We start from the raw sequence: 24,944 nt of genomic DNA on the forward strand, positions 1-24,944 counted from the left end.
CCGCGATTAAGCGAGCCAACAAGGCGTCCATTCAACCCGCGTTAGCGACTCGACCGTTGCCTCGCGCCGGCCCGCACTTCGGCGCCGCAAACGGCCAGGTCATACACGGCATTGCAGCCGGATCGATTTGCGCTCAGCGCGGCAGAGGATGCGGCGAGTGAGCGGACGCACGCGCGCCCAGCGCTGCGGCCTCTTCATCTTCCGGCTCCGCGGACAGATCCCGCCTGAAAGTCTCGGCGAGGAAAAACGCGCACACCAGGCTCAGCAACCCTGTCGCCGCGATATAGATCGAAATGGGCAGCGTCTGGCCATACGTGGCGAACAGATAGGTGGCGATCAATGGCGTCGGTCCTGACGTGATGATGCCGGCGATCTGATACGGCAGCGACGCACCCGTGTTTTTGTACGTCCATAGCTACCGACCCCATCAACAGTAATGGCTTCGCACATATCGCGAAATTCCGATATATGATTCGTCTTGTAGCGATGCAGACACGTGAACGCTTACCGGCGCCACGCCTGTCTTGTTGACGACTTGAAACGAACCCCATGACGCTTGATATCGACGCGATCCATAAGGCGCTTGCCAATCCTGTCCGCAGGGAGATTCTCGGCTGGCTGCGCGAGCCGTGTGCGCATTTCGCCGATCAGGAACTGCCGCTCGATCACGGCGTGTGTGCCGGCAAGATCGATGCGCGCTGCGGCCTGTCGCAGTCCACCGTGTCGGCGCACCTCGCTGCCTTGCAGCGGGCTGGGCTCGTCACGTCAAAGCGGGTCGGTCAATGGGTGTTTTTCAAACGCAACGAGCCCGTCATTCAGGCGTTTCTAGCGCACATGAACACCGAGCTCTGAGCGCTTCATCCGCATCGCCGCGCTTTTTTCGCTTATTTCATTCGCGCCGTTTTTTTCAGGCTCGGGCCACGCGCCCGCCACCCAAGGTGAACTCATATGCCGACTCTTTTTGACCCGCTCCAGATTGGCGACATCACGTTGTCGAATCGCATCATCATGGCGCCGCTCACGCGTCAACGCGCTGAAGAAATCCGCGTGCCGAACGCGCTCATGGCGAAGTATTACGCCGAACGCGCCACGGCAGGCCTGATCATCAGCGAAGCCACGTCCGTCACACCGCAAGGCGTCGGCTACGCCGACACGCCGGGCATCTGGTCGCAGGAACAGGTTGAAGGCTGGAAGCTCGTCACGAATGCCGTGCATGCAGCCGGCGGCAAAATCTTCCTGCAACTGTGGCACGTCGGCCGTATTTCGGACCCGCTGTTCCTCAACGGCGAACTGCCGGTGGCGCCGAGCGCAATCGCAGCCCAGGGGCACGTGAGCCTCGTGCGCCCGGAACGTCCGTACGTGACGCCGCGCGCCCTGGAACTCGATGAAATCGCCGGTGTGGTCGAAGCGTTCCGCCAAGGCGCGGAAAATGCAAAAGCAGCGGGTTTTGACGGCGTGGAAGTGCACGGCGCGAACGGCTATCTGCTCGACCAGTTCCTGCAGGACAGCACCAACAAGCGTACCGACGCTTATGGCGGCCCGATCGAAAACCGCGCCCGTCTGCTGCTCGAAATCACCGACGTCTGTATCGGCGTCTGGGGCGCGAACCGTGTCGGCGTACACCTCGCACCGCGCCGCGACGCACACGCCATGGGCGACTCCGATCCGGCCGCAACCTTCGGCTACGTGGCTCGCGAACTCGGCCAGCGCAAGATTGCGTTCATCGCCGCACGCGAAGCGCTCGGTGACGACCGTCTCGGCCCGCAACTGAAGAAGGCCTTCGGCGGCCCGTACATCGCGAACGAAAAATTCACCAGGGAAACCGCGCAGCACGTGCTCGACGCGGGTGAAGCGGACGCGGTGGCGTGGGGTCAGTTGTTCATCGCGAATCCGGATCTGGTGCGCCGCTTCGAGACGAATGCGCCGTTGAACAAGCCAAATCCGGCCACGTACTATGCACGCGGCGAGACCGGCTACGTGGATTATCCGGCGCTGGAAGCGGTGGAATAAGCGGTTCATGCGGCGTCACGCAAGGTCACGCCGCATGAACACGCGCTTCGATTCGTCGAGTCCGCGCGCAATATGCGCGTCGCGCCGCGCGATCAGCGCCGCATCGAGTTCGGCCTCTTCGATATCGCGAAAGCCGAGCCGCCGATAGTACGGTGCGTTCCATGGCACCTCGCGAAACGTTGACAACGTGAGTTGCGTCACCTGGTGCGCGCGTGCCAGTTGCGCGACCTGTTCGAGCAGCGCCGCGCCGATGCGCTGCCCGGCATGCGAGGTGAGCACGTCGAGCTCCTGGACATAGAAGCGCGTGGGCTGCGGCTCGAACATCACGAACCCGACGCACGTCTCACCGGCATCCACGGCGACGACGATCTGTTGTGCGGCGATCTTGCGGTTGACGATTTCCACTTCCATCGGCGGTGCATCGGCGATACCGGTCATGCCGACGGTGGCGAAGCGTTGGCCGGCCTCGAATTCGATGGTGCGGATCGCACTTGCATCGTGCGGCGCGGCAAAGCGGAACATGAGGTTGGAAGCGTCTTGCATAGGCGTTTTCGTAGGTTTTGCGGGCACTATTCCGGAACACACGCCCCGATATTGACATTCCCCCCGCGAAATAAACAAGTGCCCAGACGGCCACGGGACTAAACTCCTGAACACCTGAATTTACCTTCGACCCAAGATGGATCTGATGCATCTGCTGCAGGTCGCCCTGCACTTCGACCAGCACCTGAGCGGCTTGATCGTGCAATACGGCACGGCCGTCTATGCGATGCTGTTTCTCGTCGTGTTCGTGGAAATCGGTTTCCTGCCGCTATTCTTTTTGCCTGGCGATCCGCTGATTTTTATCTGCGGTGGCCTCGCCGCCGCGGGCGCGCTGAACGTCTGGCTCGTGATCCCCTTGCTATTCGCCGCCACCGTGGCCGGCAGCATTGTCGACTATGCGATCGGCCGCGCGATCGGCGAAAAAGTCTATACCGCCGACTATCGCTGGCTCGACAAGAATGCACTGCGTAAAGCGCACGCTTTCTATGAAGCACGCGGCGGCCTGACCTTTCTGCTGTCGCCGTTCATTGCCGTCGTGCGCACCTTCGCGCCTTTTGTCGCCGGCGTTTCGCGCATGACGTTCGCACGTTTCGTGTCGTTCGTCACCGCGGGCGCCGCGCTGTGGATCGTGTCGCTGGTGGCGGCCGGCTATCTGTTCGGCAACGTGCCGCTGGTGCGCGATCATATGAGCTCGATCGTGCTGCTGGGCGTCTCGCTCGGCGTCGGCTCGTTGCTGGTCAGCGCCGTATGGCGCTTCGTCAACCGTCGGTTGCGCGCGCACTGAAATTCGCGGAGATCGTGGTGACACGGTCTGCTTTGCGCTATCCCCCCAGCCCTGAGGCCCCTCAATGAACAATCCAGCAGCCCCCTCTTCGACCGATGCAGTGCGCCGCGTCACCTTTCTCGGCCTCGGCGTCATGGGTTATCCGATGGCCGGCCATCTGGCGAAAGCCGGCCTCGACGTGACGGTGTACAACCGTACCGCGCAAAAATCCGGGCAGTGGGTCTCCGAGTACGGCGGACGCGCCGCACCCACGCCGCGCGAAGCGGCGGACGGCGCCGAACTGGTGCTGGCGTGCGTGGGCAACGACGAAGACCTGCGCAGCATCACCCTCGGCGACCAGGGCGCGTTTGCGGGCATGGCGCGTGGCACGACCTTCGTCGATCACACTACCGCCTCGGCCAATGTCGCCCGGGAACTCGCGGAAATCGCGGGCACGCAGGGTTTGCACTTTATCGACGCGCCGGTCTCCGGCGGCGAGTCCGGGGCGCAAAACGGCAAGCTGACGATCATGTGCGGCGGCGACGCGGCAACGTTCGAACGTTGCGCGGCGACGCTGCGCCATTACGCGGCCGCCGTCACGCTGATCGGCTCGACGGGCGCCGGCCAGCTGGCCAAAATGGTCAATCAGATCTGCATCGCCGGCATGGTGCAAGGCCTGTCCGAAGCGATCCATTTCGGCGAGAACGCGGGTCTCGACATGGCGCGCGTCCTTGAAGTGATCGGCAAGGGCGCGGCTGCGAGCTGGCAGATGGAAAACCGCGGCAAGACGATGATCGAAGGCAAGTTCGATTACGGCTTCGCCGTCGACTGGATGCGCAAGGACCTCGGTTTCTGCCTCGACGAAGCGAAGCGCAAGGGCGTGTCACTGCCGGTCACCGCGCTTGTCGATCAATTCTACGGCGACGTTCAGGCACTGGGCGGCAGCCGCTACGACACCTCGAGTCTCATCTGGCGTCTGCGCAAGCTCACGCGTGCCGGCTAACGGGAATCGCTAGCGAGCGGACACCTGCGTCCGCCCACGAGCCCACTAGCCTGCGCACGCCCTATCTGCGCCAGCGCAGCGGACGGCGCAGGTGGGGCCGCTCCAGCCGCACCGCCGCACTCGCCGGAACCAGTTCGGGCATGCCGTCCAGTTGTCTGCCTTCGAGCCGCTCGCGCTCCTCGTCGGCCTCGACCGTTCTGGTCGGTTGTATGAAAAGCGCGGCCACGATCCCCACCCCAAGCAAACAGGCGGAAATCGTGAACGGCACGTTATAGCTGCCCGTTGTCTCGATCAGATAGCCGAACACCACGGGCGAAATCATGCCGGCGACGCCGAAGCCCGTGTTCATCATGCCGCCCGCCGTGCCCGCGTATTTACCGCCGATGTCGAGCGGCAAAGTCCACAACACAGGATTCGTGATCTCGAGAAAGAAGAACGACGCCGACAGGAACAGCACCGCCATCAGGGGATTGGTCGCGGACACCATCGGCAGCAGGAACAAGAGCGAACCGCCCATGCCTACGACGAGTACGGTACAGCGCGCAAAGCGCAGGCGGCCGGTGCGCTTGTACAACTGGTCGGAGACGACGCCGCCCAAGGTATCGCCGATCACGCCGGCGAGCAGCGGCAGCGCGGTGAACAGCGCCAATTGCTTGAGATCGAAGCCGCGAGCCTCTTTCAGGTACGAAGGCAGCCAGGTCAGATAGACCCACAGCAGCCAGCCGTAGCAGAAGTCGACGAACGTGACGAGCCACATGCGACGGATCAGTTTGCGCCACGGCGTGACCGCACGCTTGGCGCGTTCGCAGTCGCCGGCGCGATAGCCGATCTCAGCCGTTTCCTCGGGCGTGATGCGGCGGTTCTGCTCCGGCGAGTTCGTAAAGACGCAGAGATACAGCACGGTCCACGCGAGACTCGCTACACCGAGCAGAATGAACGCGTCGCGCCAGCCGCCCGCCACCACCACCGCGAGCACGAGCGGCGGCGTGACCGCGCCGCCCAGACGCGCAAAGCTATGGGTGATGCCTTGAGCGAAACCCCGCTCCGCCACCGGCATCCAATAGGTAAAGGCACGCGTCGCCGTCGGGAACGCGCCGCCCTCGCCGATGCCTAGGGCGAACCGCAGCGCGACGAGCATCGCCACACTGCCGGCGAAGCCGGTGGCGAGCGTCGCCGCGCCCCAGATCACCGACAGCACCGTCAACACCAGCTTCGGCCCGTACTTGTCCGACAGCCAGCCGCCGATGATCTGCATGAATGCGTACGGATAAGCGAAAGCCGAGAACACGAGGCCGAGCTGAACCGTCGTCAGCCCCATTTCCTGCCGGATGATAGGGCCCGCCACGGCAATATTCACACGGTCGATGTACGAGATGAAATACATCAGGCACATGACTGCCAGGATGATGTGGCGCGTCTTCACACGCCGCTTGAGCGTTTGCATGCTGTCTCCTGTGTCTCTTATGTGACGCCGGCGGCGTCTATGGTCGTTCAATCCGTACTTCCGTACTGCGTCGAGCCGCGCGCCTGCCTCCTATGCTTGCCGCGCGATCCTCGCACGCCGACGCGTGTGCCCTCAAGTGGGCACCAGCTTCAGGCGCTGCACCTTGCCCGAGGGTCCACGGGGCAGTTCCGCGACGAAGCGAAACTCCTTCGGCGTCTTGTAGCGGCCCAGTTCGCGCAAACAGTGCGCGTGCAGATCCGCGATGTCGAGCGCGCCCTGCCCCTCTGCAATGCGAGGCACGATGAAGGCGACGATCTCCTGCCCGTAGGCAGGATCCGGCACGCCCACCACCGCCGCATCCAGCACGCCGGGGTGTTTGAGCAAGGCTTCATCGATCTCGCGCGGGGCGATGTTTTCGCCGCCCTTGATGATCAATTCCTTCGCGCGCCCGTTGATGTAGAAGTAACCGTCGCTGTCGCGATAGCCGAGGTCGCCAGTGCGTAGCCAGCCGTCGGCGGTGAAGGCCGCACGCGTTTCCTCGGGGCGCTTGTAGTAGCCGCGCATGACCTGCTCGCCCCGTAGCACCAGTTCGCCGCACTCGTCGGCTGCGCATTCGCGGCCGTCCCGGTCGATCACCTTCGCTTCACCGCCTGAAGGCAGGCCGATACTGCCGATTTTTCGGCGGTCCGGATCGTATGGATTGCTGAACACGGGCGCGGCGGTTTCGGTCATGCCCATCGTTTCGATGATACCGACTCCGAAGCGCGCCTCGAACGCGCGGTGATGATCGACGGGCAACGCCGCCGACGCACTGCGGCAGAACCTCAGCGCGGACAGGTCGAACGTGCACGGTTCGTCGTTGTTGAGCAGATAGGCGACGATCGTCGGCACCACGTTGATCCATGTGCAACCGTGGCGCGCGACATCGCGCCAGTAGGTGCGCGCGGAAAAGCGCGGCGCCATGACCACCGAGCCGCCATGAAAAAGCGGCGCAAGCAGCGTCACGACGAGACCATTGATGTGATAAAGCGGCAAGGCGGCGAAGGCGCGGTCCCCGGTGCCGAGCCGGTGTTCGTGCGAAATGTTGCGGGCATTGGCCAGCAGGTTCCGATGGTCCAGCAGGACGCCCTTCGGTGCACCCGTGGTGCCGGACGTGTACATCAGCAGCGCCACATCGCTCGCATCTGGCTCGCCGGCTGATGACGCCTGGGAATCCCATGCGGTTGCCGGCGACGCACAAGACGCCCCCTCTGCCAACGCTCTTTGCGCGACGGCACTGCCTGCCGTTTCCAACAGCGCGGGTTCGACGCAAGCGGGCACAGACGCCACGGCGGCATCGGGTTCCGTGCGAATCAGCGCAACGGTGCGGGTGATGTCTTGCTCGCGCAGTCCGTCTATCGCGCTCGACATAGCCGCATGCGTATCGTCGGAAACAAAGACCATGCGCGTGTCCGAATGCTCCACGATGTAGCGCAACTGCGACGGCTGGCACAACAGATTGAGCGGGTTGGCGACGAGCCCGCTGTACATCGCCGCGAGCAGCAGCCTTGCCGTATGGATACCGTTGCCCATGAAGACCGACACGACATCGCCGGCCTTCAGGCCTGCTTCGTGAAAGGCCGTCTCGAGCGTGCGGCAGTCGTCGCGCAGTGCCGCGAAGGTCAACACGCCGGCAGGCGCAGCCGTACCGCCGTCCTCGGCGCATTCGGGGGCCGCCAGCAGGAACGGCTTGTCGGGATACTGCGCGGCGCGCGCGTCGATCAGCGCGCGGATGGTGTGAGGCGTCTTCATTTGCCATACCTCGCAAAGAAATCCCCGAGCACGTCGTCGAGTTCGGGGACGCGCTCCTCGATCGGGTAGGCCACGCGCGTGATGTTCAGATAATGGTGAAAGTTGAGATTGCTCGAGAAATTGTTGCGGCCCCACGTTCCGCATCCCATCGAGAGCGAGAATGGCAAGCCGTTATCGAAGTTGCCGCCGGTCGCGAGGCAATGTGCCTGATTCACGATCACGCGCGCCACCGGCAGCGTCGAACCGAGCTGCACCGCTTGGCCCGAATCGGTGGAATGCAGGCCGACCGAGTGCCCTGCGCCCATGTAGGCATAGACGCCGCGCACGATGTCGGCAGCGGCGTCGAAGGTTTCCGCGCGATAAACGGTCAGCACCGGCGCGAGCTTCTCGCCCGAGAAGGGGTAGTCCGCGCCGAAGCCGGTTTCCTCGACCATCAGGAATGCGGGCTCACGTGCGGCAATCTCGTCGAGGCCCGCCGCCCGTGCAATCGACGCGGCCGAGCGCGCGGTGCAGTGTGCCGATAACTTGCCGTTCGACCACAAGGCGGCCTGCAGTCGCGCCTTTTGCGCTGCATCGAGCATCACGCCACCGCAGGCGGCCAGTTCGGCCAGCATGTCGTCGTACACCGCGCCTTCGATCACCACACTGTTTTCGGATGAACAACTCGTGGCGTTATCGAACGTTTTCGAGCGCGCGATCTTGTGCGCCGCATCATGCAAATCGGCCGACGCGGTGACAATCGAAGCAACGTTCCCCGCGCCCACGCCGAACGCGGGCGTCCCGCTTGCATAGGCCATCCGGACATTCGCCTGCGAGCCGGTCGCCACGACCAGATCGCACTGCCGCATCAGTTCAGCGGTGGCCGCCTTGCTGATCGGCGCGGGCAACATCTGGACGAGGTCGGCCGCGAGCCCGACTTTGGCGAATTGCGCGTGAATGAATTCGATCAGCAGCGCGCACGACGAATAGCCCTTGGGCGAGGGCGCCACAATGACGGCATTGCCGCATTTGAGGGCGTTGACGATCTTGTTGATCGGCGTGGCCGCCGGATTGGTGGACGGCGTGATCGCCGCCACCACGCCGACCGCCCGCGCGATCTCGACGATGCCGGTGGCGTCATGACGCGCGATCACGCCCGTGGTCTTCTGCCCACGTAGATCGCGCAACAGCCCGAGCGTCTTGCGATAGTTCTTGCGGAATTTGTCGTCCGCATTGCCGAGACCGGTGTCGCGCACCGCCAGTTCGGCAAGCTGCCGGTTGCGCACGGGCTCCATGATCGCCCACGCGGCGGCGTCGGCGGCGGCATCGAGCACGTCTTGTCCCGCGGCTTCGAATCCGCGCTGAGCGGCGCGCGCGCGTTCCACGATTGACGCGACGACGCGTTCGACTTCGCCGTGTGCGCTCGCGTGTGCTGCTTCGGCTGCTGTGGCCCTGACGTTCATACGGTTCACTCCGGACTGAAAAGATTGGCGTTGGTACCAATCTAGTGAGCCGTGGCTGCTTCGGAGTCCCGTTTTTTGAACTATCCCTTGCGCTGAGCTGCCGAGAATCGAAAAATGCAAAATTCGGGACTTTCCTGAGTCCCGAAAACTAACCAGACCGATGCACAATCCCATTTACAAATATAACGTGAGGAGACAGCGTGTCGACTTCGAATCAATCGAATGCGGCGGCCGTGCGTGCATTTCGTGTACTCGAAACCTTGGCTGAGGCAAGCGGCCCGCTTTCCATGACGGATCTCGTCCATGCCCTCGAACTGCCCAAGCAGACCGTGCATCGGATTCTGGTGCAGCTGATGGATGCGTGGCTCGTCACGCGCAGCGCCGGCGACCGGCTCTATGAGTGTTCGCCGCGCGTGCGTATGCTGGCGGTCAATGTGCTGATGCATGCGGGCCCGGCTGCGGCCCGCCATGTGCTGCTCGAACAGCTGGTGGCCAAAATCGGCGAGACCTGCAATCTGACGATGCTGGCCGGCAACGACGTGGTCTATGTGGACCGGGTGGAAACGGAGTGGCCGCTGCGCATGCACCTGCAACCGGGCTCGCATGTGCCGCTGCACTGTTCGGCAAGCGGCAAGCTGTTGCTCAGTTTTCTTCCCAAGGACAGGCGCGAACGGGTCATCGAAACCTTGCCGCTGCGCGCCTATTCCGAGCGCACGATCACGGATCGCGGCGAGTTGCGCAAGGAATTGACCATCACGCGGCGGCGCCAGCTCGCGATCAACAATCAGGAACATTTGCAGGGGCTGATCGCGATCGCGGTGCCCGTCATGCTGGACCGCAATCGCGCCTGCGCGGCCATCGCCGTGCAAGCGCCGGTCGGTCGGGTCGTGCTCGACGATCTGCTGGCCTTCCTGCCCGATTTGCGTCTCGCGGCCGAAGAAACCGCTAAAACGTTCCGGCAGTAGTGCGAACGCAAGCCGTGCGGGCGAAAAGTAGGCGTGGCCCAAGGCACAGGGCACAGGGCCGAAAACAGGTCCGCCATCCGCTCAAACTGTGCGGCGTGCTCTCTTGATGCAGCGCCGCATCGCATTCCGAAAAACGGGATGCTCCGCGTCGTAATTTCGCTCTTAACCCGCCGAAAAACCGCGAAAACGGCTGCCGACAAAGGCGCGCGTTACAATGACGCCGATTCAATTTTCCGGAACGGCACCCATGACTCAAGCGGATACTCCTACCCTGCGCGCGTTCGCCCTGCTCGAGCATCTTGTCCGCGCCGAAGGTCCGGTGTCGCTTGCGGACATTGCCCAGGACGTGGACCTGCCGAAGGCTTCGCTGCATCGCATGCTGGCTTCGCTGGAGGCCGGGGGCCTCGTGATCCGCGAGCCGGGCCAGAAGAATGCCTACGTGATCGGGCCGCGTCTCGCGCAGCTCGGTCTTGGCGTCATGATGCACTCGGGTGCCCGCCGGCTGCGGCACGCGATCCTGTCGAACCTGGTTGCCGATCTCGGTGAGACCTGCAACCTCACCATGCTGCACGAAACCGAGGTGCTCTATCTCGACAGGCTCGAAGCGCCCTGGCCGTTGCGGCTCGATCTCAAGCCCGGCTCGCACGTGCCGGCGCATTGCAGCGCGAGCGGCAAGCTGCTGCTGGCCATGTTGCCGCGCGAACAGCGCAGCGCCCTCGTCCGCACCATGAAGCTCGAACGCTTCACGCCGAATACCATCACCGATCCCGAACTGCTCGAAGCGGAACTCGACCGCATCGCGCACAAGCGCATCGCCATCGACAATGAGGAATTTGTCGTCGGCATCGCGTGCGTGGCCGCGCCGGTGATGGATGAGAACAACACCTGCATCGCGGCGATCGCCGTTCATGCGCCGGTCTCGCGTGCGCCGCTGTCGCGCGCGCTCGAGTTCGTGCCGCGTCTGCAGGAAGCCGCCCAGCAGCTCGCTAAAACCTTCTAGGCCGCTTATTGCGCGGCTAATCGCAAGGGTTACGGCACCGCCTGGCCCGACGCCTATGCCGCGGGCCGCTGCGCGCGCACGAGTTCCGCGAGCAGACGCACGCCCGCATCGATCTTTTCGAGCTTGATGGCCGAAAAGCCCATCCGGAAGCAGTGGTTCTGCTCCAGTCCGGTCATGAAAAAGACCCGCCCCAGTTCGATCAGAATGCCATGCGCCTGCGCATCCGCGGCGAGGCGCGTCGCATCGAGCCATGGTGGCCCCTCGACCCAGCACGACGCGCCGCCGCCCACCGGCAGATAGCGCGCTTCGGGAAGGTGCGTGTCGAGCGCCGTCATCAGTGCCTGCGCGCGCTCCCGATAGGCGTGAGCGAGCCGCCGCAGCAGCGCATCGTGGTGTCCGAGCGCCAGAAAGGTGGCAAAGGCGCGCTGAATATACGCTGCCGGATGCCGCACCATCAGGCGCCGCAGCGCGCGCAGTTCGCGGACCAGTTCACGCGGCCCGACGATATAACCCAGCCGCAGCCCAGGCGCAAAAGTCTTCGACAGGCTGCCGATATAGATCACCCGATCCGCTGTATCCAGGCTTTTCAACGCCGGGTGCGGTGCGCCTGAGAAGTTGTTTTCGCTCTCGTAGTCGTCTTCGATCAACACGAAGTCGTGTTTCTGCGCGAGTTCCAGCAGCGCATGGCGCCGCTCGATGGGCATGGTGGCCGTGGTCGGGCACTGGTGGCTTGGCGTCACATAGACGTAGTCGCATTGCGCGAGCAGATCGGCGTCCTCCACGGGGCGCACGCCGCCACTATCGACGGTCAGCGGCTGCAGGCGCGCGTTGCGGTTCTCGAAGATATTGCGGGCATCCGGATAGCCGGGGTTTTCGAAGCCGATCGTGGTCCGCTCGCTCGCCAGCAAATCCGCGACCAGATAGAGCGCCTGCTGGCAGCCGATCGTCACGACGATTTCGTCCGGCATGGCAAACACGCCGCGCCGCGGCAGCACGCGCGTGCGGATCTGCTGGATCAGCGTATCGTCGTCGCGCTCGATCAGGTCCGGCGCCCAGTTGCGGATTTCCATCACCGAGAGCGCCTTCATGCAGCATTCGCGCCAGTCGTTGGTCGGAAACAGCGATTGGTCGAACTGTCCGTAGATAAACGGATATTCGTAGCTCAGCCAGTTGCCCGGTTTGACGATGTTGCGCTGCGAGGACGGCCGCCTTCTGACGCGCAAGTCCCAGTCCGGCCTTGCCAGCGCCTCGTTGGCCGCCTGCTCCGGTACCGTCTGCAGCGGGGAGAATTCGTGCCGCCCTTCGAGGATGGCCGGGTTGACGAAATGCCCGCTGCGCTCACGCGAAATCAGATAGCCTTCCTCAACGAGCTGCTGGTAAGCGAGCACCACCGTATTGCGCGCGACGCTCAATTGGTCGGCCAGCTCGCGGCTGGACGGCAACGCGTGATGCGGCATTAGCTGGCCATCCAGAATCGCGGCCACCAGCATCTGGCGAATTTGGCCCTGAAGGCTCATGCTTGAATCGGCTGAGCGCTGGAATCGCTGACTCCATAGCGCCACCGAGGTGCGACTTGCCATGCTTTCTCCTGTTTTTTGTAGGCGGCGCCCGCCCGCACGAAGGCGGACACCGGCATTGTGGACGCGCAAAAAAACGCCTGTCGGCCGCCCCGGGCGGCTCCCGGCGAGACCGGCGCCGCGGCCCGTTCCGGCGCGGCGGTGTGGACTCAACGATCAGCCACGTCTGGCCCTAACCTGCAACATTTTTTACTGACAATACTCGCATCACCCCATTGTCGGCGATTGGGACAAGCCCCCGTCGGCGGGCGTTGGATTCACGTGTATCCGCGTACCACGGCCATTCTGGAGACCTATGATGAAAAGTGACAATCAACCGAAGCTGTCCCGCTGGTTCGGCGCTCTGACGCGCCGCATGACAGTGGCCGCATTCGCCGCGCTCGCCTGCGTGGTGGCGCCAACCAGCCACGCCCAGGACAAGGAGGTCACGATAGCCTATCAACAGATTGTCGACCCATGGGTCGTTGCGATCGCCAACGGCTCCATCGAGAAAGAGACGGGCTACAAGATCAACTGGCGGCAATTCGAATCCGGCGCGAAGGTCGCGACCGCCATGGCATCCGGCGACGTGAAGGTCGGCGTGATCGGCTCGAGTCCGCTCGCCGCGGCGGTCAGCCAGGGTCTCGACCTGCAGCTTTTCTGGATTCTGGACAACATCAACCAGGCTGAAGCAATGGTCGTACGCAATGGCTCCGGCATCACCAAACCGTCCGATCTGAAGGGCAAGACGATCGGCGTGCCGTTCGTGTCGACGACGCACTATCACACCATGTTCGCGCTGCAGCATTGGGGCATCAATCCGTCCGAGGTGAAGATCCTCAACATGCAGCCGAATCAGCTGGTCGCGGCGTGGGAGCGCGGCGATATCGACGCCGCCTACGTCTGGGACCCCGCGCTTGCGCAATTGAAGAAGAGCGGCAAGGTCCTGATTACATCCGGCGACCTGTCGAAGCTCGGCAAACCGACCTTCGACGGGATCGCCGTCGATCGCCAATGGGGCGAGGCGCACAAGGACTTCATGGCAAAACTCGTGAAAGCCATTTCCAACGCGGACGAACAGTACCGCAAGAATGCGGCGCAATGGAATGCCACCTCGCCGCAAGCCGCCGCCATCGCGAAGATGATCGGCGGTTCGCCGGCCGATGTACCGGAATCGCTGTCGCTCTACGCGTTCCCGACGATCCAGGAGCAGGCCTCCTCGCAATGGCTGGGCGGCGGCAGTGCGGGCCGCGCGACCTTCGCGCTGAAGGACACGGCGAATTTCCTGAAGGATCAGAAACAGATCAGCGCGGTGCTGCCCGATTACTCGAAGTTCGTCACCCCGGCTTATGCCGAAGCGGCAATGAAACTCAAATGACGTAGTCCGGTTTCTGTCGAATCAGGAGGCAATATGGAAAGCATGAGAGTCAAGAATGTCAGTGTGGTCTTTCCAGGGCGCAAGGCGGGCCAGACCGTGCATGCGCTCGACAACATCAATCTGACGATCAACTCTGGGGACTTCGTCGTCGCGCTCGGTGCATCCGGCTGTGGCAAGACCACCCTGCTCTCGCTCATGGCGGGCTTCATCGCGCCGACTAGCGGCGAGTTGCTGCTCGGCGGCGCACCGATCGCGGGACCGGGCTCGGACCGTGGCGTGGTGTTCCAGAAGCATGCCCTGCTGCCCTGGCTCAACGTGATCGACAACGCCGAGTTCGGCCTGAAGCTTCAGGGCGTGCCGAAAGCGCAGCGGCGCGACATCGCCGCGCGCAATCTGGCGCTGGTCGGCTTGCAGGACTTTCACAAGCACATGATCTATCAGCTCTCCGGCGGCATGCAGCAGCGTGTGGGCATCGCCCGCGCGCTGACCTGCGACCCCGCCATGCTGCTGATGGACGAGCCGATGGCTGCGCTCGACGCGCTGACCCGCGAAACCATTCAGGAACTGCTGCTCGACGTCTGGACAAAGACCAGCAAGATGTTCTTCTTCATCACGCACAGCGTCGAGGAAGCGCTCTTTCTGGCGAGCCACCTGATCGTGATGTCGCCGCGCCCCGGGCGCATCACGCACACCTATGAGCTGGATTTCAATCGACGCTTTCTGGAAACTCGCGACGCGCGTGCCATCAAGTCGAGCCCCGATTTCATCGACATGCGCGAGCGCGTGCTCAGCATCATTTACGGCGACGAGAAAATGCACGCCGCCGAAGCCGAGGTGACACATGTTTAGTTCAAAACGGGCTCATGCATTGGCGCACGGCCAGGAGGCCCCGCTCGGATCCGACACGCCGATGGAGCCACCGCGCACACCCGGCCGTCGTCCACGGCTTCTCGCCAAGAAGCCGGCCAAGCCGGGCGATACGTTCGGCGTACCCGGCCATGGCAGCAGCATCCTCACAAGCCTCGTGACGGTCGGGTTATTCATCGGGCTGTGGTTCGCCGCGACTAACCTTCACTGGATCAAACCGCTCTTTCTGCCGTCGCCGCAAGCGGTGTACGCGAAGTTCATCTACGTCGCCACGGAAGGCTTCGCGAACTCGACGCTCGCGCAGCATACTGGCATCAGCTTGCTGCGCGTGTTCGGCGCCTTCGCGCTCGCCTGCCTGACCGCCATTCCAATCGGCGTCATGATGGGGGTCTCGCGCTTTGCCCGCGGTGTATTCGATCCGCCCATCGAGTTTTACCGGCCGCTGCCGCCGCTCGCCTATTTGCCGCTCATCATCATCTGGTTCGGCATTGGTGAATTCTCCAAGGTCTTTCTCATCTATCTGGCCATCTTCGCGCCGCTCGCCATCGCCGCGCGATCCGGCGTGCGTTCCGTGTCGATCGAGCAGATTCATGCGGCCTATTCGATGGGCGCCTCGCGCACCCAGGTGGTTCTGCATGTGATCCTGAAATCGGCGCTGCCGGAGATTTTCACGGGGATGCGGATCGGCATCGGCGTCGGCTGGACGACACTGGTCGCCGCGGAAATGGTGGCGTCGACGAGCGGCCTCGGCTTCATGGTGCTCAACGCCGCAGAGTTCCTCGCCAGCGACGTGGTGATCATGGGCATCATCGTGATTGGCTTCTTTGCGCTGTGCTTCGACTTGTTGATGCGTCACCTCGAACGCGTGCTGGTGCCGTGGAAAGGCCGGGTGTGACCGGCGAGCGCGATCGATTCAGCGCGGCGCGATAGCGGCCCGATAGCGGCCGCTATCAGCCGCCATTGCCCGATTGCGCGTGCAGTGCCCCGTATCCGGCGTGGACTCAGCGATTGGCGGCGGCTGGTACTACTCCGACGGCGGCGCCCGCCGCGATACTTCAGTTGTCTGTAATCGCTGGGGGGCAGCATGAATTCGATCGCGAAAGTCCGGCCGTCGCCGCAGGTTCGTCATGAATCGCTGCGCATCGGCGGAGAAAAAATACGGCGCGCGGAGATCATCGAAGTCTTCAATCCGTATAACGGTGAACTGGTCGGCACGGTGCCTAAGGCGACGCTTGCCGACGTGCAGCACGCCTTTGCCTGGGCACACGGATATCGGGCGCGGCTGACGCGCTACGAGCGCTCACAGATTCTGTTGCGAGCGGCGGAAACGGTCCGTCGGCGTACCGAAGAAATCGCCGGTCTGATCACCGCCGAGTCCGACCTGTGCAAGAAGGACTCGCTTTACGAAGCAGGCCGCGTCGGCGACGTCATGACGTTCGGCGCCAACGAAGCGCTGAAGGACGACGGCCAGGTGTTTTCCTGCGATCTCACGCCGCACGGCAAGAAGCGCCGCGTTTACACCCAGCGCGATCCGTTGCTCGGCGTTATCTCCGCGATCACCCCGTTCAACCATCCGATGAATCAGGTTGCGCACAAAATCGTGCCATCCATCGCGACCAACAATCGCATCGTCGTCAAACCCTCTGAAAAGGTGCCGCTGTCCACCTGCCTGCTCGCGGACATTCTTTACGAGGCCGGCCTGCCGCAAGAAATGCTGCAAGTCATCACCGGCGACCCGAAAGACATCGCCGACGAACTGATCACGAACCCGCACGTCGATCTGATCACCTTCACGGGCGGCGTGCAGATCGGCAAGTACATCGCCAGCAAGCTCGGCTATCGACGCGCGGTGCTCGAACTCGGCGGCAACGATCCGATCATCGTGATGGAAGACGCCGACCTGGAAGAAGCCAGCACGCTCGCCGTCTCCGGCTCCTACAAAAATTCCGGCCAGCGTTGTACCGCGGTCAAGCGAATTCTGGTGCATGAAGCGGTGGCCGACCGTTTCGTCGAACTGCTCGTGGCGAAGACCCGGGCCATCCGTTATGGAGACCCCGCCGATCCGGCGACCGACATGGGCACCGTCATCGACGAAGCGGCCGCGAAATTCTTCGAAGCGCAGGTGAACGACGCGGTCAGCCGCGGCGCGTCCTTGCTGCTCGGCAATCTCCGCGACGGCGCCCTGTATTCGCCGACGGTTCTCGATCATGTGAGCCCGGACATGCCGCTCGTCAAATACGAAACCTTCGGGCCGGTGTCGCCGGTGATCCGCTTTCGGGATATCGACGACGCGATCCGGATTGCCAATTCGACTGACTACGGGCTTTCCTCTTCGGTCTGCACGAACCGCCTCGATTACATCACGCGCTTTATCGCTGAACTGCAGGTGGGCAGTGTGAACGTGCGCGAAGTGCCCGGCTACCGGCTGGAGTTGACCCCGTTCGGCGGCATCAAGGATTCGGGTCTTGGCTACAAGGAAGGTGTCCAGGAAGCGATGAAAAGCTTCACCAATGTGAAGACCTATTCGCTGCCGTGGGATTGAGCCGGGGGACTGGGTCACACGCCGGCGCGTTCCGCCCACCTCCCGACGAAAATTTTTAGAGACAAATCGTACCGTTTATTTCGCATCACCTATTGACCATCTCGGGTGCATGCTCTACATTTTAGAAAACCACTTTTCGGAACGATTTGTTCCAGTTTCATTAAACATCGGAGACAGCCCTCATGAGCGATCACACCCCCATCAGCGGCCCGCAGGCCATGACCCCGTCTGAAGCTTTCGTCGAAACCCTTGCCGCGAACGGCGTGACCGACATGTTCGGCATCATGGGTTCGGCCTTCATGGACGCCATGGACATCTTCGCGCCCGCCGGCATCCGCCTTATCCCCGTGGTGCACGAGCAGGGCGCCGGCCACATGGCCGACGGCTATGCACGCGTGTCCGGCCGCCACGGCGTGGTGATCGGCCAGAACGGCCCCGGCATCAGCAATTGCGTGACCGCCATCGCCGCGGCCTATTGGGCGCACAGCCCGGTGGTCATGATCACGCCCGAGGCAGGCACCATGGGCATCGGACTGGGCGGCTTCCAGGAAGCAAAGCAACTCCCCATGTTCCAGGAGTTCACCAAGTATCAGGGCCACGTCACCCACCCTGCGCGCATGGCTGAATTCACCGGCCGCTGCTTCGACCGCGCGCTGGCCGAGATGGGCCCGACCCAGCTCAACATTCCGCGCGACTACTTCTACGGCCAGATCAAGGCCGAGATTCCGCAACCGCAGCGCCTCGACCGTGGCCCCGGCGGCGATCAACGCCTGAACGAAGCGGCCGAACTCCTCGCCGAGGCTAAGTTCCCGGTCATCATCTCCGGCGGCGGCGTGGTCATGGCCGATGCGATCGAGGAGTGCAAGGCGCTGGCCGAGCGTCTGGGCGCGCCGGTCGTCAACAGCTACCTGCACAACGACTCCTTCCCCGCCGACCACCCGCTGTGGTGCGGTCCGCTCGGCTATCAGGGCTCCAAGGCGGCGATGAAGCTGATCCAGCGCGCCGACGTGGTGATCGCGCTCGGTTCGCGTCTGGGACCGTTCGGCACACTGCCCCAGCACGGCATGGACTACTGGCCGCAAAACGCCAAGATCATCCAGATCGACGCCGACCACAAAATGCTCGGCCTGGTGAAGAAGATCTCCGTGGGCATCTGCGGCGACGCCAAGGCCGCCGCGGTTGCACTCACGCAGCGCCTTGAAGGCCGCACCCTTGCTTGCGACGCCTCGCGTGAAGAGCGCGCCGGCCAGATCGCCGCTGAGAAGGCTGCATGGGAGAAGGAGCTCGATGAGTGGACTCACGAGCGCGACCCCTACAGCATGGACATGATCGAGGAGCAGAAAAACGAACGCACGCCCGGCGGCGGCACCTATCTGCACCCGCGCCAGGTGTTGCGCGAGCTCGAAAAGGCCATGCCGGAAGACGTGATGGTCTCCACCGACATCGGCAACATCAACTCCGTGGCCAACAGCTACCTGCGCTTCACCAAGCCGCGCAGCTTCTTTGCCGCGATGAGCTGGGGCAACTGCGGCTACGCCTTCCCGACCATCATCGGCGCCAAGGTTGCGGCACCCCATCGCCCCGCGGTCTCCTACGCCGGCGACGGCGCGTGGGGCATGAGCCTGATGGAAACCATGACCTGCGTGCGTCACAACATTCCGGTCACCGCCGTGGTCTTCCACAACCGGCAATGGGGCGCGGAAAAGAAGAACCAGGTGGACTTCTACAACCGCCGCTTCGTTGCAGGTGAACTCGACAACCAGAGCTTCGCCGGCATCGCTCGCGCGATGGGTGCCGAGGGTGTGACGGTGGACCGGCTCGAGGACGTCGGCCCCGCGTTAAAGCGTGCGATCGATGCACAGATGAACCATGGCAAGACCACCATCATCGAGATCATGTGCACCCGCGAACTCGGCGATCCGTTCCGCCGTGATGCGCTGGCCAAGCCGGTGCGTTTGCTGGACAAGTACAAGGACTATGTCTGATTCGTCCGTTGTCTGAAGGTTCGGGCGCGAGGGGCACATCGCCTCGCGCCCGGCAGGCCGGAAACGGGACTTCCCCTGCCGTTTCCGGCCTCTTTGTTTGCCGTTCGCCGTTCGCCGTTGCCGTTTGCTGCTCCCGTTTTTCAACCGTGATTTCAACCGCGATCACTGCCCACTGCCATGAAAGCCATCAATCGCATCATCGAGCGTGCCCGCACTTCGCCAAGACGCATCGTGCTCTGCGAGGCGGAAGATCCCCGCATGCTGGAAGCGGCGCAACGCGCGACACGCGAAGGCATCGCCCGCATCGTGCTGGTGGGCCCAGCTGCGCGCATTCATGCGGCGGCTGCCGGGCAAAACATCGAACTGTCCGGCATGGAGTTGGTGGATCCCGCGACCTCGCCGCTCGCCCCCGCGTTTGCCGAAGCACTCTTCGCACTGCGCAGCAAAAAAGGCATGACGCTTGACGAAGCAAAGCAGGAAATCCTCAAGCCCCTCTGTTTCGCCAACCTGATGGTGCGGCTCGGCCACGCCGACGGCTCCGTGGCCGGCTCCGTCCACACGACCGCCGACGTGGTCCGCACGGCGATCCAGATCATCGGTCTCCATCCTTCGTTCAAGCTGGTGTCGAGTTTCTTTCTGATGATGCTGTGCGAGCCCTTCCACACGCTCAAAGGCGGCCTGATCTTCTCCGACTGCGGACTGGTGGTGAACCCGGACGCCGGTGAGCTGGCCCAGATTGCCATGGCGGCGGCCGACAGCGCGCAAAGCCTGCTGATGGACGAGCCGCGGGTGGCCATGCTGTCGTTCTCGACCAGCGGCAGCGCGCGGCATGCGGCGGTCGACAAGGTCGTGGAAGCGACGCGCCAGGTGAGAGCCGCGCGCCCGCACCTGGCGATCGACGGCGACGTGCAGCTCGACGCGGCGATCGTCTCCGAAATCGCCATGCGCAAGATCGATCATTCGCAAGTGCAAGGGCACGCCAACGTGCTGATTTTCCCGAGCCTTGAGGCCGGCAATATCGGCTACAAGCTGGCCGAGCGAATCGGCGGGGCGAAGGCCATCGGCCCGTTGCTGCAGGGCCTCGCCAAGCCGGCCAACGACCTCTCGCGCGGCTGCAGCGCCGACGACATCTACTACGTGATCGCGGTGACGGCCGTGCAGGCGCAAACCGCGGCTGAGCCGGTGACCGCGGGTACCCTGCCGCACCACGCTTCATGACCACTGGGAAGAAGCGGTTCCATTTCGCATCGACAGGCGCCGCAAGATCCACGTAAAGCCGCGAAAGCGAAGAAGCTGCGAGTGTGAAGCCGTAAGCCGCTATCCCCGCTGCCCTTTGCCGGTCTGCTGCCCGCGGCCGCCGATCCATCCTACGATCTCGGCAAACAGCTTCATATCCGGCGGCACGGAGAGGTCCACGGGGAGACAGCGGCGGTAATACGGGCTGAGATCGAGCCCGACGCCCAAACCCAGCACCTCGACGTCGCGCAAGGCATGGTGGCGCGCCACGACGGCCTTGAGATGGTTGTCGAGATAGAAGGCGTCGTTGGTCTGGCCCGTGGCGCTGTCCATGGGGCTGCCGTCCGAGATTACGATCAGGATGCGCCGCGCCTCGGGACGTGCGACAAGGCGCCCGCAGGCCCAGTCGACCGCTTCGCCATCCACGCCTTCGCGAAACAGGTCCGCCTTGAAGAGCGCCGCGATATCGGCGCGGGCGCGTCGCCAGCTCCGGTCGGCGTCCTTGAACACCAGGTGAGACAGTTCGTTGAGCCGGCCCGGATGAAGCGGCCGGCCCTGCGCCAGCCAGTCGAGCCGGGCTCGGCCACCGTTCCAGGCGCCGGTGGTGAAGCCCAGAACCTCGGTGGTCACGCCGGCCTGGTCGAGCGCGCGCGTCAGAATGTCCACCATGATCGCCACCGGCTCGATATGCGCTTTCATCGAGCCCGAGCAGTCGATCAGAAAGCCGACTACGCAGTCCGCCATGAGCGTGTTCCGCTCCAGCCGGAACAGGCGACGTTCAGCGGGAGAACTGACCAGTTGTGCGAGGCGCCGCCCGTCGATGCGGCCATGCTCTTCACCGAACGACCACCCGTCGCGCTGCGATATCGCCAGCGCCGCTTTCAGCGCGTGCGCGAGCCGCGCCACGTTGATGCCCTGGGCGGCGACGCGTTCGTCGAGCCGCTCGCGAAACTCGCTAAGCAAGGCTTTGCGGACCAGCGCGCCAGGCGCTATCTCGCGGTCATAGCGCGTGGTATAGGCGCGATAGCCCTGCTCCGAAGCTTCGAGCACGCGGCTTTTGCCGGTGAGCGCGACGGCCATGTCCTTGTACTCGTCGTCCTCGACATCGAACCAGAGCGAGAATGCCGTGCGCGGGGCTTTGTCGTCGCTCTCCTGCGGATCGTCGTGGGCATCGTCCAGCGCCTCTGCACGGGCGGCACGGATCATCTCGGCCACCAGCCGCGCCAATTCCAACGCATGGACAGCGAACGCGCCCTGCTCCTGCCGATGCCGGCGCAGACCCGCCAGCGAAACGCCCAGCACCGGCACGATGGCCGCGCGCGTGGCTTCGATCAGGCCTTCGGTCTGTTCGAGCACAGGCCAGCCCGTCAGGCGCGACCACGCGATCTGCGCCACCGTGAACAGCAGAATGCCCAGATGGTCCTCGGCGAGCCCGGCGTGGTAGAAGGCCCGCGACCAGGCCTCGAAACGCTCGCGCAGATTTTGCACCAGGCCCGGCATGCCAGGCGGCGTCTGCGTTTCGCAGCGCAACTGTTCGAGTAGTTCAAATACCGCCCGCTCGATGGGATCGGTCGGGCAGAGCTTGCTGTGCAAGGCCGCATCGGAGTGCATGAGTCGCAAGGCCGCGCCATCGGCGGCGCCGCGCAAGGACGCGAAGTCGTCCTGCTGCGGGTCGGTACGCAGATGCGGCGCGTGCAACGGCAAAGGCCTCAGGTCGCGGCACAACCGGCCTTCGCGGTAGTGCAAGGCGGCGTCGCCGGTGAGGGCACGCACGGCCGCCGCGCAGAGCGCCTCGCGCTGCTCCGCGCGCAGGGTTGCTTGCCGCTGGGTCAATGGGTCCTGAGCCGCTTGCCGAAGGGCCGCCTGGCTCGGGGGCGCTTGCCGCAAGGCCGCCTCATCCTGGGCCGCTTTGCGCAGTGCCGCGTCGCCCGGGTCCGATTGCGGTAAGGTCACCTGCCTGTCCGACGTCATCAGCGTGGGCCCGCTGCGTGTGCTTCAGCGTTGGCGTCGGCCTCGAGTTCAGTGCCGAAGCAGCGCTGGAAATACTCGGCCACGATCGACCGCTCGGCTTCATCGCACTTGTTCAGAAAGGTCAGCCGAAACGCCATCGCGGGATCGCGGAAGATCTGGCAGTTCTCCGCCCAGTTGATCACCGTGCGCGGCGACATCAGCGTCGACAGGTCGCCGCTGGCGAAGCCCTTGCGGGTGAGTTCCGCCACGCTCACCATCGATTCGATCAGCGCGCGTCCCGCCTCGTCCGCAAGTTCCGGGACGCGCGCCAGCACGATGCCGGCCTCTTCCGCGCGCGGCAGATAGTTGAGCGTGGCCACCACGTTCCAGCGGTCCATCTGCGCGTGATTCAGCACCTGTGTGCCGTGATACAAGCCGTTCAGATTGCCCAGCCCCACCGTGTTGGTGGTGGCGAACATGCGGAAGTGTGGATGCGGATGAATCACGCGATTCTGGTCGAGCAGCGTGAATTTGCCGTCGCGCTCGAGAATGCGCTGGATCACGAACATCACGTCCGGACGCCCCGCATCGTATTCGTCGAAGATCAGGGCGACCGGGCGCTGCAATGCCCATGGCACGATCCCTTCCTGAAACTCGGTGACCTGCAGGTCGTCGCGCACCACGATCGCATCTTTGCCGACCAGGTCGAGGCGGCTGATATGGCCGTCGAGATTGACGCGCACGCACGGCCAGTTGAGGCGGGCCGCGACCTGTTCGATGTGCGTCGACTTTCCGGTGCCGTGCAAGCCCTGCACCATCACCCGGCGATCCCGGCTGAAGCCGGCCAGAATCGCCAGCGTCACTTCCGGATTGAAGCGGTAGACCTCGTCGATCTCCGGCACGTGGTCGTCGCGCTCGCTGAAAGCGGGCACCATCAGGCTGGAATCGATGCCGAAAACGGTCCGTACCGAGACCATTCGGTCGGGTTTGCCAGTCACGATATCAGTCACTTCATTCTCCTCCCCACTGCGGGGATGTTCGTTCAGCGCCGCCGCGCGATAATGGTTTTTCGGTACGTTTTGTTCCGTTTTTATTATAAACAGAATCTCGCGCGTTGAGCGGCGCTTCGTCCGCATCGACACCGGCGGCGCGTGCCGTCAGCGCACCGTCGCCATTTCGTCGAAGGGTTTCGCGCGCCGTTCCATGGCTCGCGCCGCCCATGCCGAGAGCAGCGCCGACAAAATCACATAGACGCACACATACCAGGGCTTGCCGCCGTCGAGGCGCAGCAGCGCCGTGGCGATGATCGGCGTGAGGCCGCTCGCGAAGATGCCCGAGAACTGATACACGAACGAGATGCCGGTATAACGCACCTCCGGATCGAACAGTTCGGCAAAGAGCGCGGCTTCCGGACCGTAGACCATGGCGTAGAAGATGCCGAACGGGATCACCACGCCGAGCCAGACGACCCACGTATTGCCGGCCTGAGTTTCCATCAGCCAGAACGCCGGCAGCACCGAGATGCCGCAGATCAGCGAACCCCAGCGATAGACGCGCGCGCGTCCCATCGAGTCCGACATCCTGCCGAAGAAAGGGATAAAGAAGCACATCACCATCGCCGCGATCATCACCCCGGTGAGCGCTTCCGTGCGGCTCATCGAAAGACGCTGCGTGAGGTAGCCGATCATGAACACCGCGAAGATGTTGAAAAACACCCCGTCGATCCAGCGCGCGCCCATGCCGAGCAGCACCGAACTGCGATAGCGCGTGATCATGTCGACGAACGGGATTTTCACGGCGCGGCGGTTGCGCTTGAGCGCGAGAAACTCGGGCGTCTCCATCACCTTGACGCGGATGTAGAGGCCGAGCACCACGAGCAGCAACGACGCGGCAAACGCGACCCGCCAGCCCCACGAGAGGAACGCCGCTTCCGGCAGCAGCCGGGAAATGCCCGCGACGATGCCCGACGCGAGGCACAAGCCAATCGCCAAGCCGATCTGCGGCAAGCTTGCATACAACCCGCGACGGTTCGGCGGAGCATATTCATAGGCCATCAGCACTGCGCCACCCCATTCACCGCCGAGCCCGATGCCCTGCAAAATGCGCAAGGCGAGCAACAGAATGGGCGCCCAGATGCCGATCTGATCGAAGGTCGGCACGAAGGCGACCCCCGCCGTGGAAATCCCCATGATGACGAGCGTGCAGATCAACGCGGACTTGCGTCCAATCTTGTCGCCGAAGTGACCGAAGATCACGCCGCCGAGCGGCCGCGTCACGAAGCCGACGGCGAACGTGCCGTAGGCCAGCATCGTCGAGACGAGCGGATCGTGAGCGGGAAAATAAAGCTTGTTGAACACAATGCCTGCCACGACGCCGTACAGAAAAAAGTCATACCATTCGACCGTCGCTCCAATCACGCTCGCGAATGCAACGCGGCGGACAACCCGCTTATCGATTGCCATAGCGTCT

21 protein-coding genes are annotated in these 24,944 nt (G+C 63.6%); 12 read left to right on the forward strand and 9 right to left on the reverse strand.

Annotation, left to right across the window (positions count from 1 at the left end; genetic code table 11):
* Positions 1–133: 133 nt before the first annotated feature.
* Positions 134–340 (reverse strand): hypothetical protein, encoded by a 207-nt coding sequence (locus ACAX43_RS15775; protein ID WP_370709345.1) that lies wholly within the window; start codon positions 338–340, stop codon positions 134–136.
* A gap of 209 nt (positions 341–549) precedes the next feature.
* Between ACAX43_RS15775 and ACAX43_RS15780 the strand changes: the two genes are divergently transcribed.
* On the forward strand, positions 550–852 hold the full coding sequence (locus ACAX43_RS15780; RefSeq protein ID WP_370709346.1) for an ArsR/SmtB family transcription factor: 303 nt from the start codon (positions 550–552) through the stop codon (positions 850–852).
* A 96-nt stretch (positions 853–948) separates the two neighbouring features.
* Positions 949–2,010: an alkene reductase gene (locus ACAX43_RS15785; RefSeq protein WP_370709347.1), complete on the forward strand. Its 1,062-nt coding sequence runs from the start codon at positions 949–951 to the stop codon at positions 2,008–2,010.
* Positions 2,011–2,025: 15 nt separating this feature from the next.
* On the opposite strand, the gene ACAX43_RS15790 is transcribed toward ACAX43_RS15785, so the two are convergent.
* Positions 2,026–2,553, reverse strand: a complete 528-nt coding sequence (locus tag ACAX43_RS15790) for a GNAT family N-acetyltransferase (RefSeq protein ID WP_370709348.1) — start codon at positions 2,551–2,553, stop codon at positions 2,026–2,028.
* A gap of 136 nt (positions 2,554–2,689) precedes the next feature.
* Between ACAX43_RS15790 and ACAX43_RS15795 the strand changes: the two genes are divergently transcribed.
* On the forward strand, positions 2,690–3,337 hold the full coding sequence (locus ACAX43_RS15795) for a VTT domain-containing protein (protein ID WP_370709349.1): 648 nt from the start codon (positions 2,690–2,692) through the stop codon (positions 3,335–3,337).
* 64 nt (positions 3,338–3,401) lie between these two features.
* The gene (locus ACAX43_RS15800) at positions 3,402–4,319 is read left to right on the forward strand and encodes an NAD(P)-dependent oxidoreductase (RefSeq protein WP_370709350.1); all 918 of its coding nucleotides are present in this window, start codon (positions 3,402–3,404) and stop codon (positions 4,317–4,319) included.
* A 61-nt stretch (positions 4,320–4,380) separates the two neighbouring features.
* On the opposite strand, the gene ACAX43_RS15805 is transcribed toward ACAX43_RS15800, so the two are convergent.
* The 3 genes from ACAX43_RS15805 to ACAX43_RS15815 all read right to left on the reverse strand — a co-directional run bounded on the left by ACAX43_RS15805 (position 4,381) and on the right by ACAX43_RS15815 (position 8,996).
* Entirely contained in the window at positions 4,381–5,763 is a 1,383-nt protein-coding gene (locus ACAX43_RS15805) for an MFS transporter (protein WP_370709351.1), read from the reverse strand.
* A gap of 132 nt (positions 5,764–5,895) precedes the next feature.
* Positions 5,896–7,554 (reverse strand): AMP-binding protein, encoded by a 1,659-nt coding sequence (locus ACAX43_RS15810; protein WP_370709352.1) that lies wholly within the window; start codon positions 7,552–7,554, stop codon positions 5,896–5,898.
* Positions 7,551–8,996: an aldehyde dehydrogenase family protein gene (locus tag ACAX43_RS15815; protein ID WP_370709353.1), complete on the reverse strand. Its 1,446-nt coding sequence runs from the start codon at positions 8,994–8,996 to the stop codon at positions 7,551–7,553. Before ACAX43_RS15815 ends, ACAX43_RS15810 begins: the two co-directional genes overlap by 4 nt.
* Positions 8,997–9,196: 200 nt before the next feature.
* Between ACAX43_RS15815 and ACAX43_RS15820 the strand changes: the two genes are divergently transcribed.
* Entirely contained in the window at positions 9,197–9,961 is a 765-nt protein-coding gene (locus ACAX43_RS15820) for an IclR family transcriptional regulator (RefSeq protein WP_370709354.1), read from the forward strand.
* Between the two features lie 247 nt (positions 9,962–10,208).
* On the forward strand, positions 10,209–10,961 hold the full coding sequence (locus ACAX43_RS15825; protein WP_370709355.1) for an IclR family transcriptional regulator: 753 nt from the start codon (positions 10,209–10,211) through the stop codon (positions 10,959–10,961).
* 53 nt (positions 10,962–11,014) lie between these two features.
* Here the strand turns inward: ACAX43_RS15825 and ACAX43_RS15830 are convergent, their stop codons facing one another.
* Entirely contained in the window at positions 11,015–12,541 is a 1,527-nt protein-coding gene (locus tag ACAX43_RS15830) for a PLP-dependent aminotransferase family protein (protein WP_370709356.1), read from the reverse strand.
* Between the two features lie 352 nt (positions 12,542–12,893).
* Between ACAX43_RS15830 and tauA the strand changes: the two genes are divergently transcribed.
* The 6 genes from tauA (at position 12,894) to pta (ending at position 20,507) form a co-directional block, all read left to right on the forward strand.
* A complete protein-coding gene (gene tauA, locus ACAX43_RS15835; protein WP_370709697.1) occupies positions 12,894–13,895 on the forward strand; it encodes a taurine ABC transporter substrate-binding protein in 1,002 nt (333 codons plus the stop codon).
* Between the two features lie 33 nt (positions 13,896–13,928).
* A complete protein-coding gene (locus ACAX43_RS15840) occupies positions 13,929–14,744 on the forward strand; it encodes a taurine ABC transporter ATP-binding protein (RefSeq protein ID WP_370709357.1) in 816 nt (271 codons plus the stop codon).
* The gene (locus ACAX43_RS15845) at positions 14,737–15,657 is read left to right on the forward strand and encodes an ABC transporter permease subunit (protein WP_370709358.1); all 921 of its coding nucleotides are present in this window, start codon (positions 14,737–14,739) and stop codon (positions 15,655–15,657) included. The genes ACAX43_RS15840 and ACAX43_RS15845 overlap by 8 nt, the downstream gene beginning before the upstream one ends.
* A gap of 189 nt (positions 15,658–15,846) precedes the next feature.
* Positions 15,847–17,304 carry a phosphonoacetaldehyde dehydrogenase gene (gene phnY / locus ACAX43_RS15850; RefSeq protein ID WP_370709359.1) on the forward strand — a complete coding sequence of 486 codons (1,458 nt, stop codon included), beginning with the start codon at positions 15,847–15,849 and terminating at the stop codon, positions 17,302–17,304.
* Between the two features lie 182 nt (positions 17,305–17,486).
* A complete protein-coding gene (gene xsc / locus ACAX43_RS15855; RefSeq protein WP_370709360.1) occupies positions 17,487–19,289 on the forward strand; it encodes a sulfoacetaldehyde acetyltransferase in 1,803 nt (600 codons plus the stop codon).
* 177 nt (positions 19,290–19,466) lie between these two features.
* The gene (gene pta / locus ACAX43_RS15860) at positions 19,467–20,507 is read left to right on the forward strand and encodes a phosphate acetyltransferase (protein ID WP_370709361.1); all 1,041 of its coding nucleotides are present in this window, start codon (positions 19,467–19,469) and stop codon (positions 20,505–20,507) included.
* Between the two features lie 99 nt (positions 20,508–20,606).
* Here pta and ACAX43_RS15865 read toward each other — a convergent pair whose 3' ends face one another.
* From ACAX43_RS15865 to ACAX43_RS15875, 3 genes are all read right to left on the reverse strand, one after another.
* Positions 20,607–22,358 (reverse strand): cobalt chelatase, encoded by a 1,752-nt coding sequence (locus tag ACAX43_RS15865; RefSeq protein ID WP_370709698.1) that lies wholly within the window; start codon positions 22,356–22,358, stop codon positions 20,607–20,609.
* Positions 22,359–22,495: 137 nt separating this feature from the next.
* A complete protein-coding gene (locus ACAX43_RS15870; RefSeq protein ID WP_370709362.1) occupies positions 22,496–23,485 on the reverse strand; it encodes an AAA family ATPase in 990 nt (329 codons plus the stop codon).
* A gap of 147 nt (positions 23,486–23,632) precedes the next feature.
* Positions 23,633–24,937, reverse strand: a complete 1,305-nt coding sequence (locus ACAX43_RS15875; RefSeq protein ID WP_370709363.1) for an MFS transporter — start codon at positions 24,935–24,937, stop codon at positions 23,633–23,635.
* Positions 24,938–24,944: the final 7 nt, after the last annotated feature.

Origin of the sequence: Paraburkholderia sp. IW21, from assembly GCF_041321145.1 — a bacterium.
Classification (GTDB): domain Bacteria; phylum Pseudomonadota; class Gammaproteobacteria; order Burkholderiales; family Burkholderiaceae; genus Paraburkholderia.

Bases quoted from the DNA above. Each gene is read 5' to 3' on its own strand.
- ACAX43_RS15780 (WP_370709346.1), top strand. From the start codon at position 550: ATGACGCTTGATATCGACGCGATCCATAAGGCGCTTGCCAATCCTGTC.
- ACAX43_RS15785 (WP_370709347.1), top strand. From the start codon at position 949: ATGCCGACTCTTTTTGACCCGCTCCAGATTGGCGACATCACGTTGTCG.
- ACAX43_RS15790 (WP_370709348.1), bottom strand. From the start codon at position 2,553: ATGCAAGACGCTTCCAACCTCATGTTCCGCTTTGCCGCGCCGCACGAT.
- ACAX43_RS15795 (WP_370709349.1), top strand. From the start codon at position 2,690: ATGGATCTGATGCATCTGCTGCAGGTCGCCCTGCACTTCGACCAGCAC.
- ACAX43_RS15800 (WP_370709350.1), top strand. From the start codon at position 3,402: ATGAACAATCCAGCAGCCCCCTCTTCGACCGATGCAGTGCGCCGCGTC.
- ACAX43_RS15805 (WP_370709351.1), bottom strand. From the start codon at position 5,763: ATGCAAACGCTCAAGCGGCGTGTGAAGACGCGCCACATCATCCTGGCA.
- ACAX43_RS15810 (WP_370709352.1), bottom strand. From the start codon at position 7,554: ATGAAGACGCCTCACACCATCCGCGCGCTGATCGACGCGCGCGCCGCG.
- ACAX43_RS15815 (WP_370709353.1), bottom strand. From the start codon at position 8,996: ATGAACGTCAGGGCCACAGCAGCCGAAGCAGCACACGCGAGCGCACAC.
- ACAX43_RS15825 (WP_370709355.1), top strand. From the start codon at position 10,209: ATGACTCAAGCGGATACTCCTACCCTGCGCGCGTTCGCCCTGCTCGAG.
- ACAX43_RS15830 (WP_370709356.1), bottom strand. From the start codon at position 12,541: ATGGCAAGTCGCACCTCGGTGGCGCTATGGAGTCAGCGATTCCAGCGC.
- tauA (WP_370709697.1), top strand. From the start codon at position 12,894: ATGACAGTGGCCGCATTCGCCGCGCTCGCCTGCGTGGTGGCGCCAACC.
- ACAX43_RS15840 (WP_370709357.1), top strand. From the start codon at position 13,929: ATGGAAAGCATGAGAGTCAAGAATGTCAGTGTGGTCTTTCCAGGGCGC.
- ACAX43_RS15845 (WP_370709358.1), top strand. From the start codon at position 14,737: ATGTTTAGTTCAAAACGGGCTCATGCATTGGCGCACGGCCAGGAGGCC.
- phnY (WP_370709359.1), top strand. From the start codon at position 15,847: ATGAATTCGATCGCGAAAGTCCGGCCGTCGCCGCAGGTTCGTCATGAA.
- xsc (WP_370709360.1), top strand. From the start codon at position 17,487: ATGAGCGATCACACCCCCATCAGCGGCCCGCAGGCCATGACCCCGTCT.
- pta (WP_370709361.1), top strand. From the start codon at position 19,467: ATGAAAGCCATCAATCGCATCATCGAGCGTGCCCGCACTTCGCCAAGA.
- ACAX43_RS15875 (WP_370709363.1), bottom strand. From the start codon at position 24,937: ATGGCAATCGATAAGCGGGTTGTCCGCCGCGTTGCATTCGCGAGCGTG.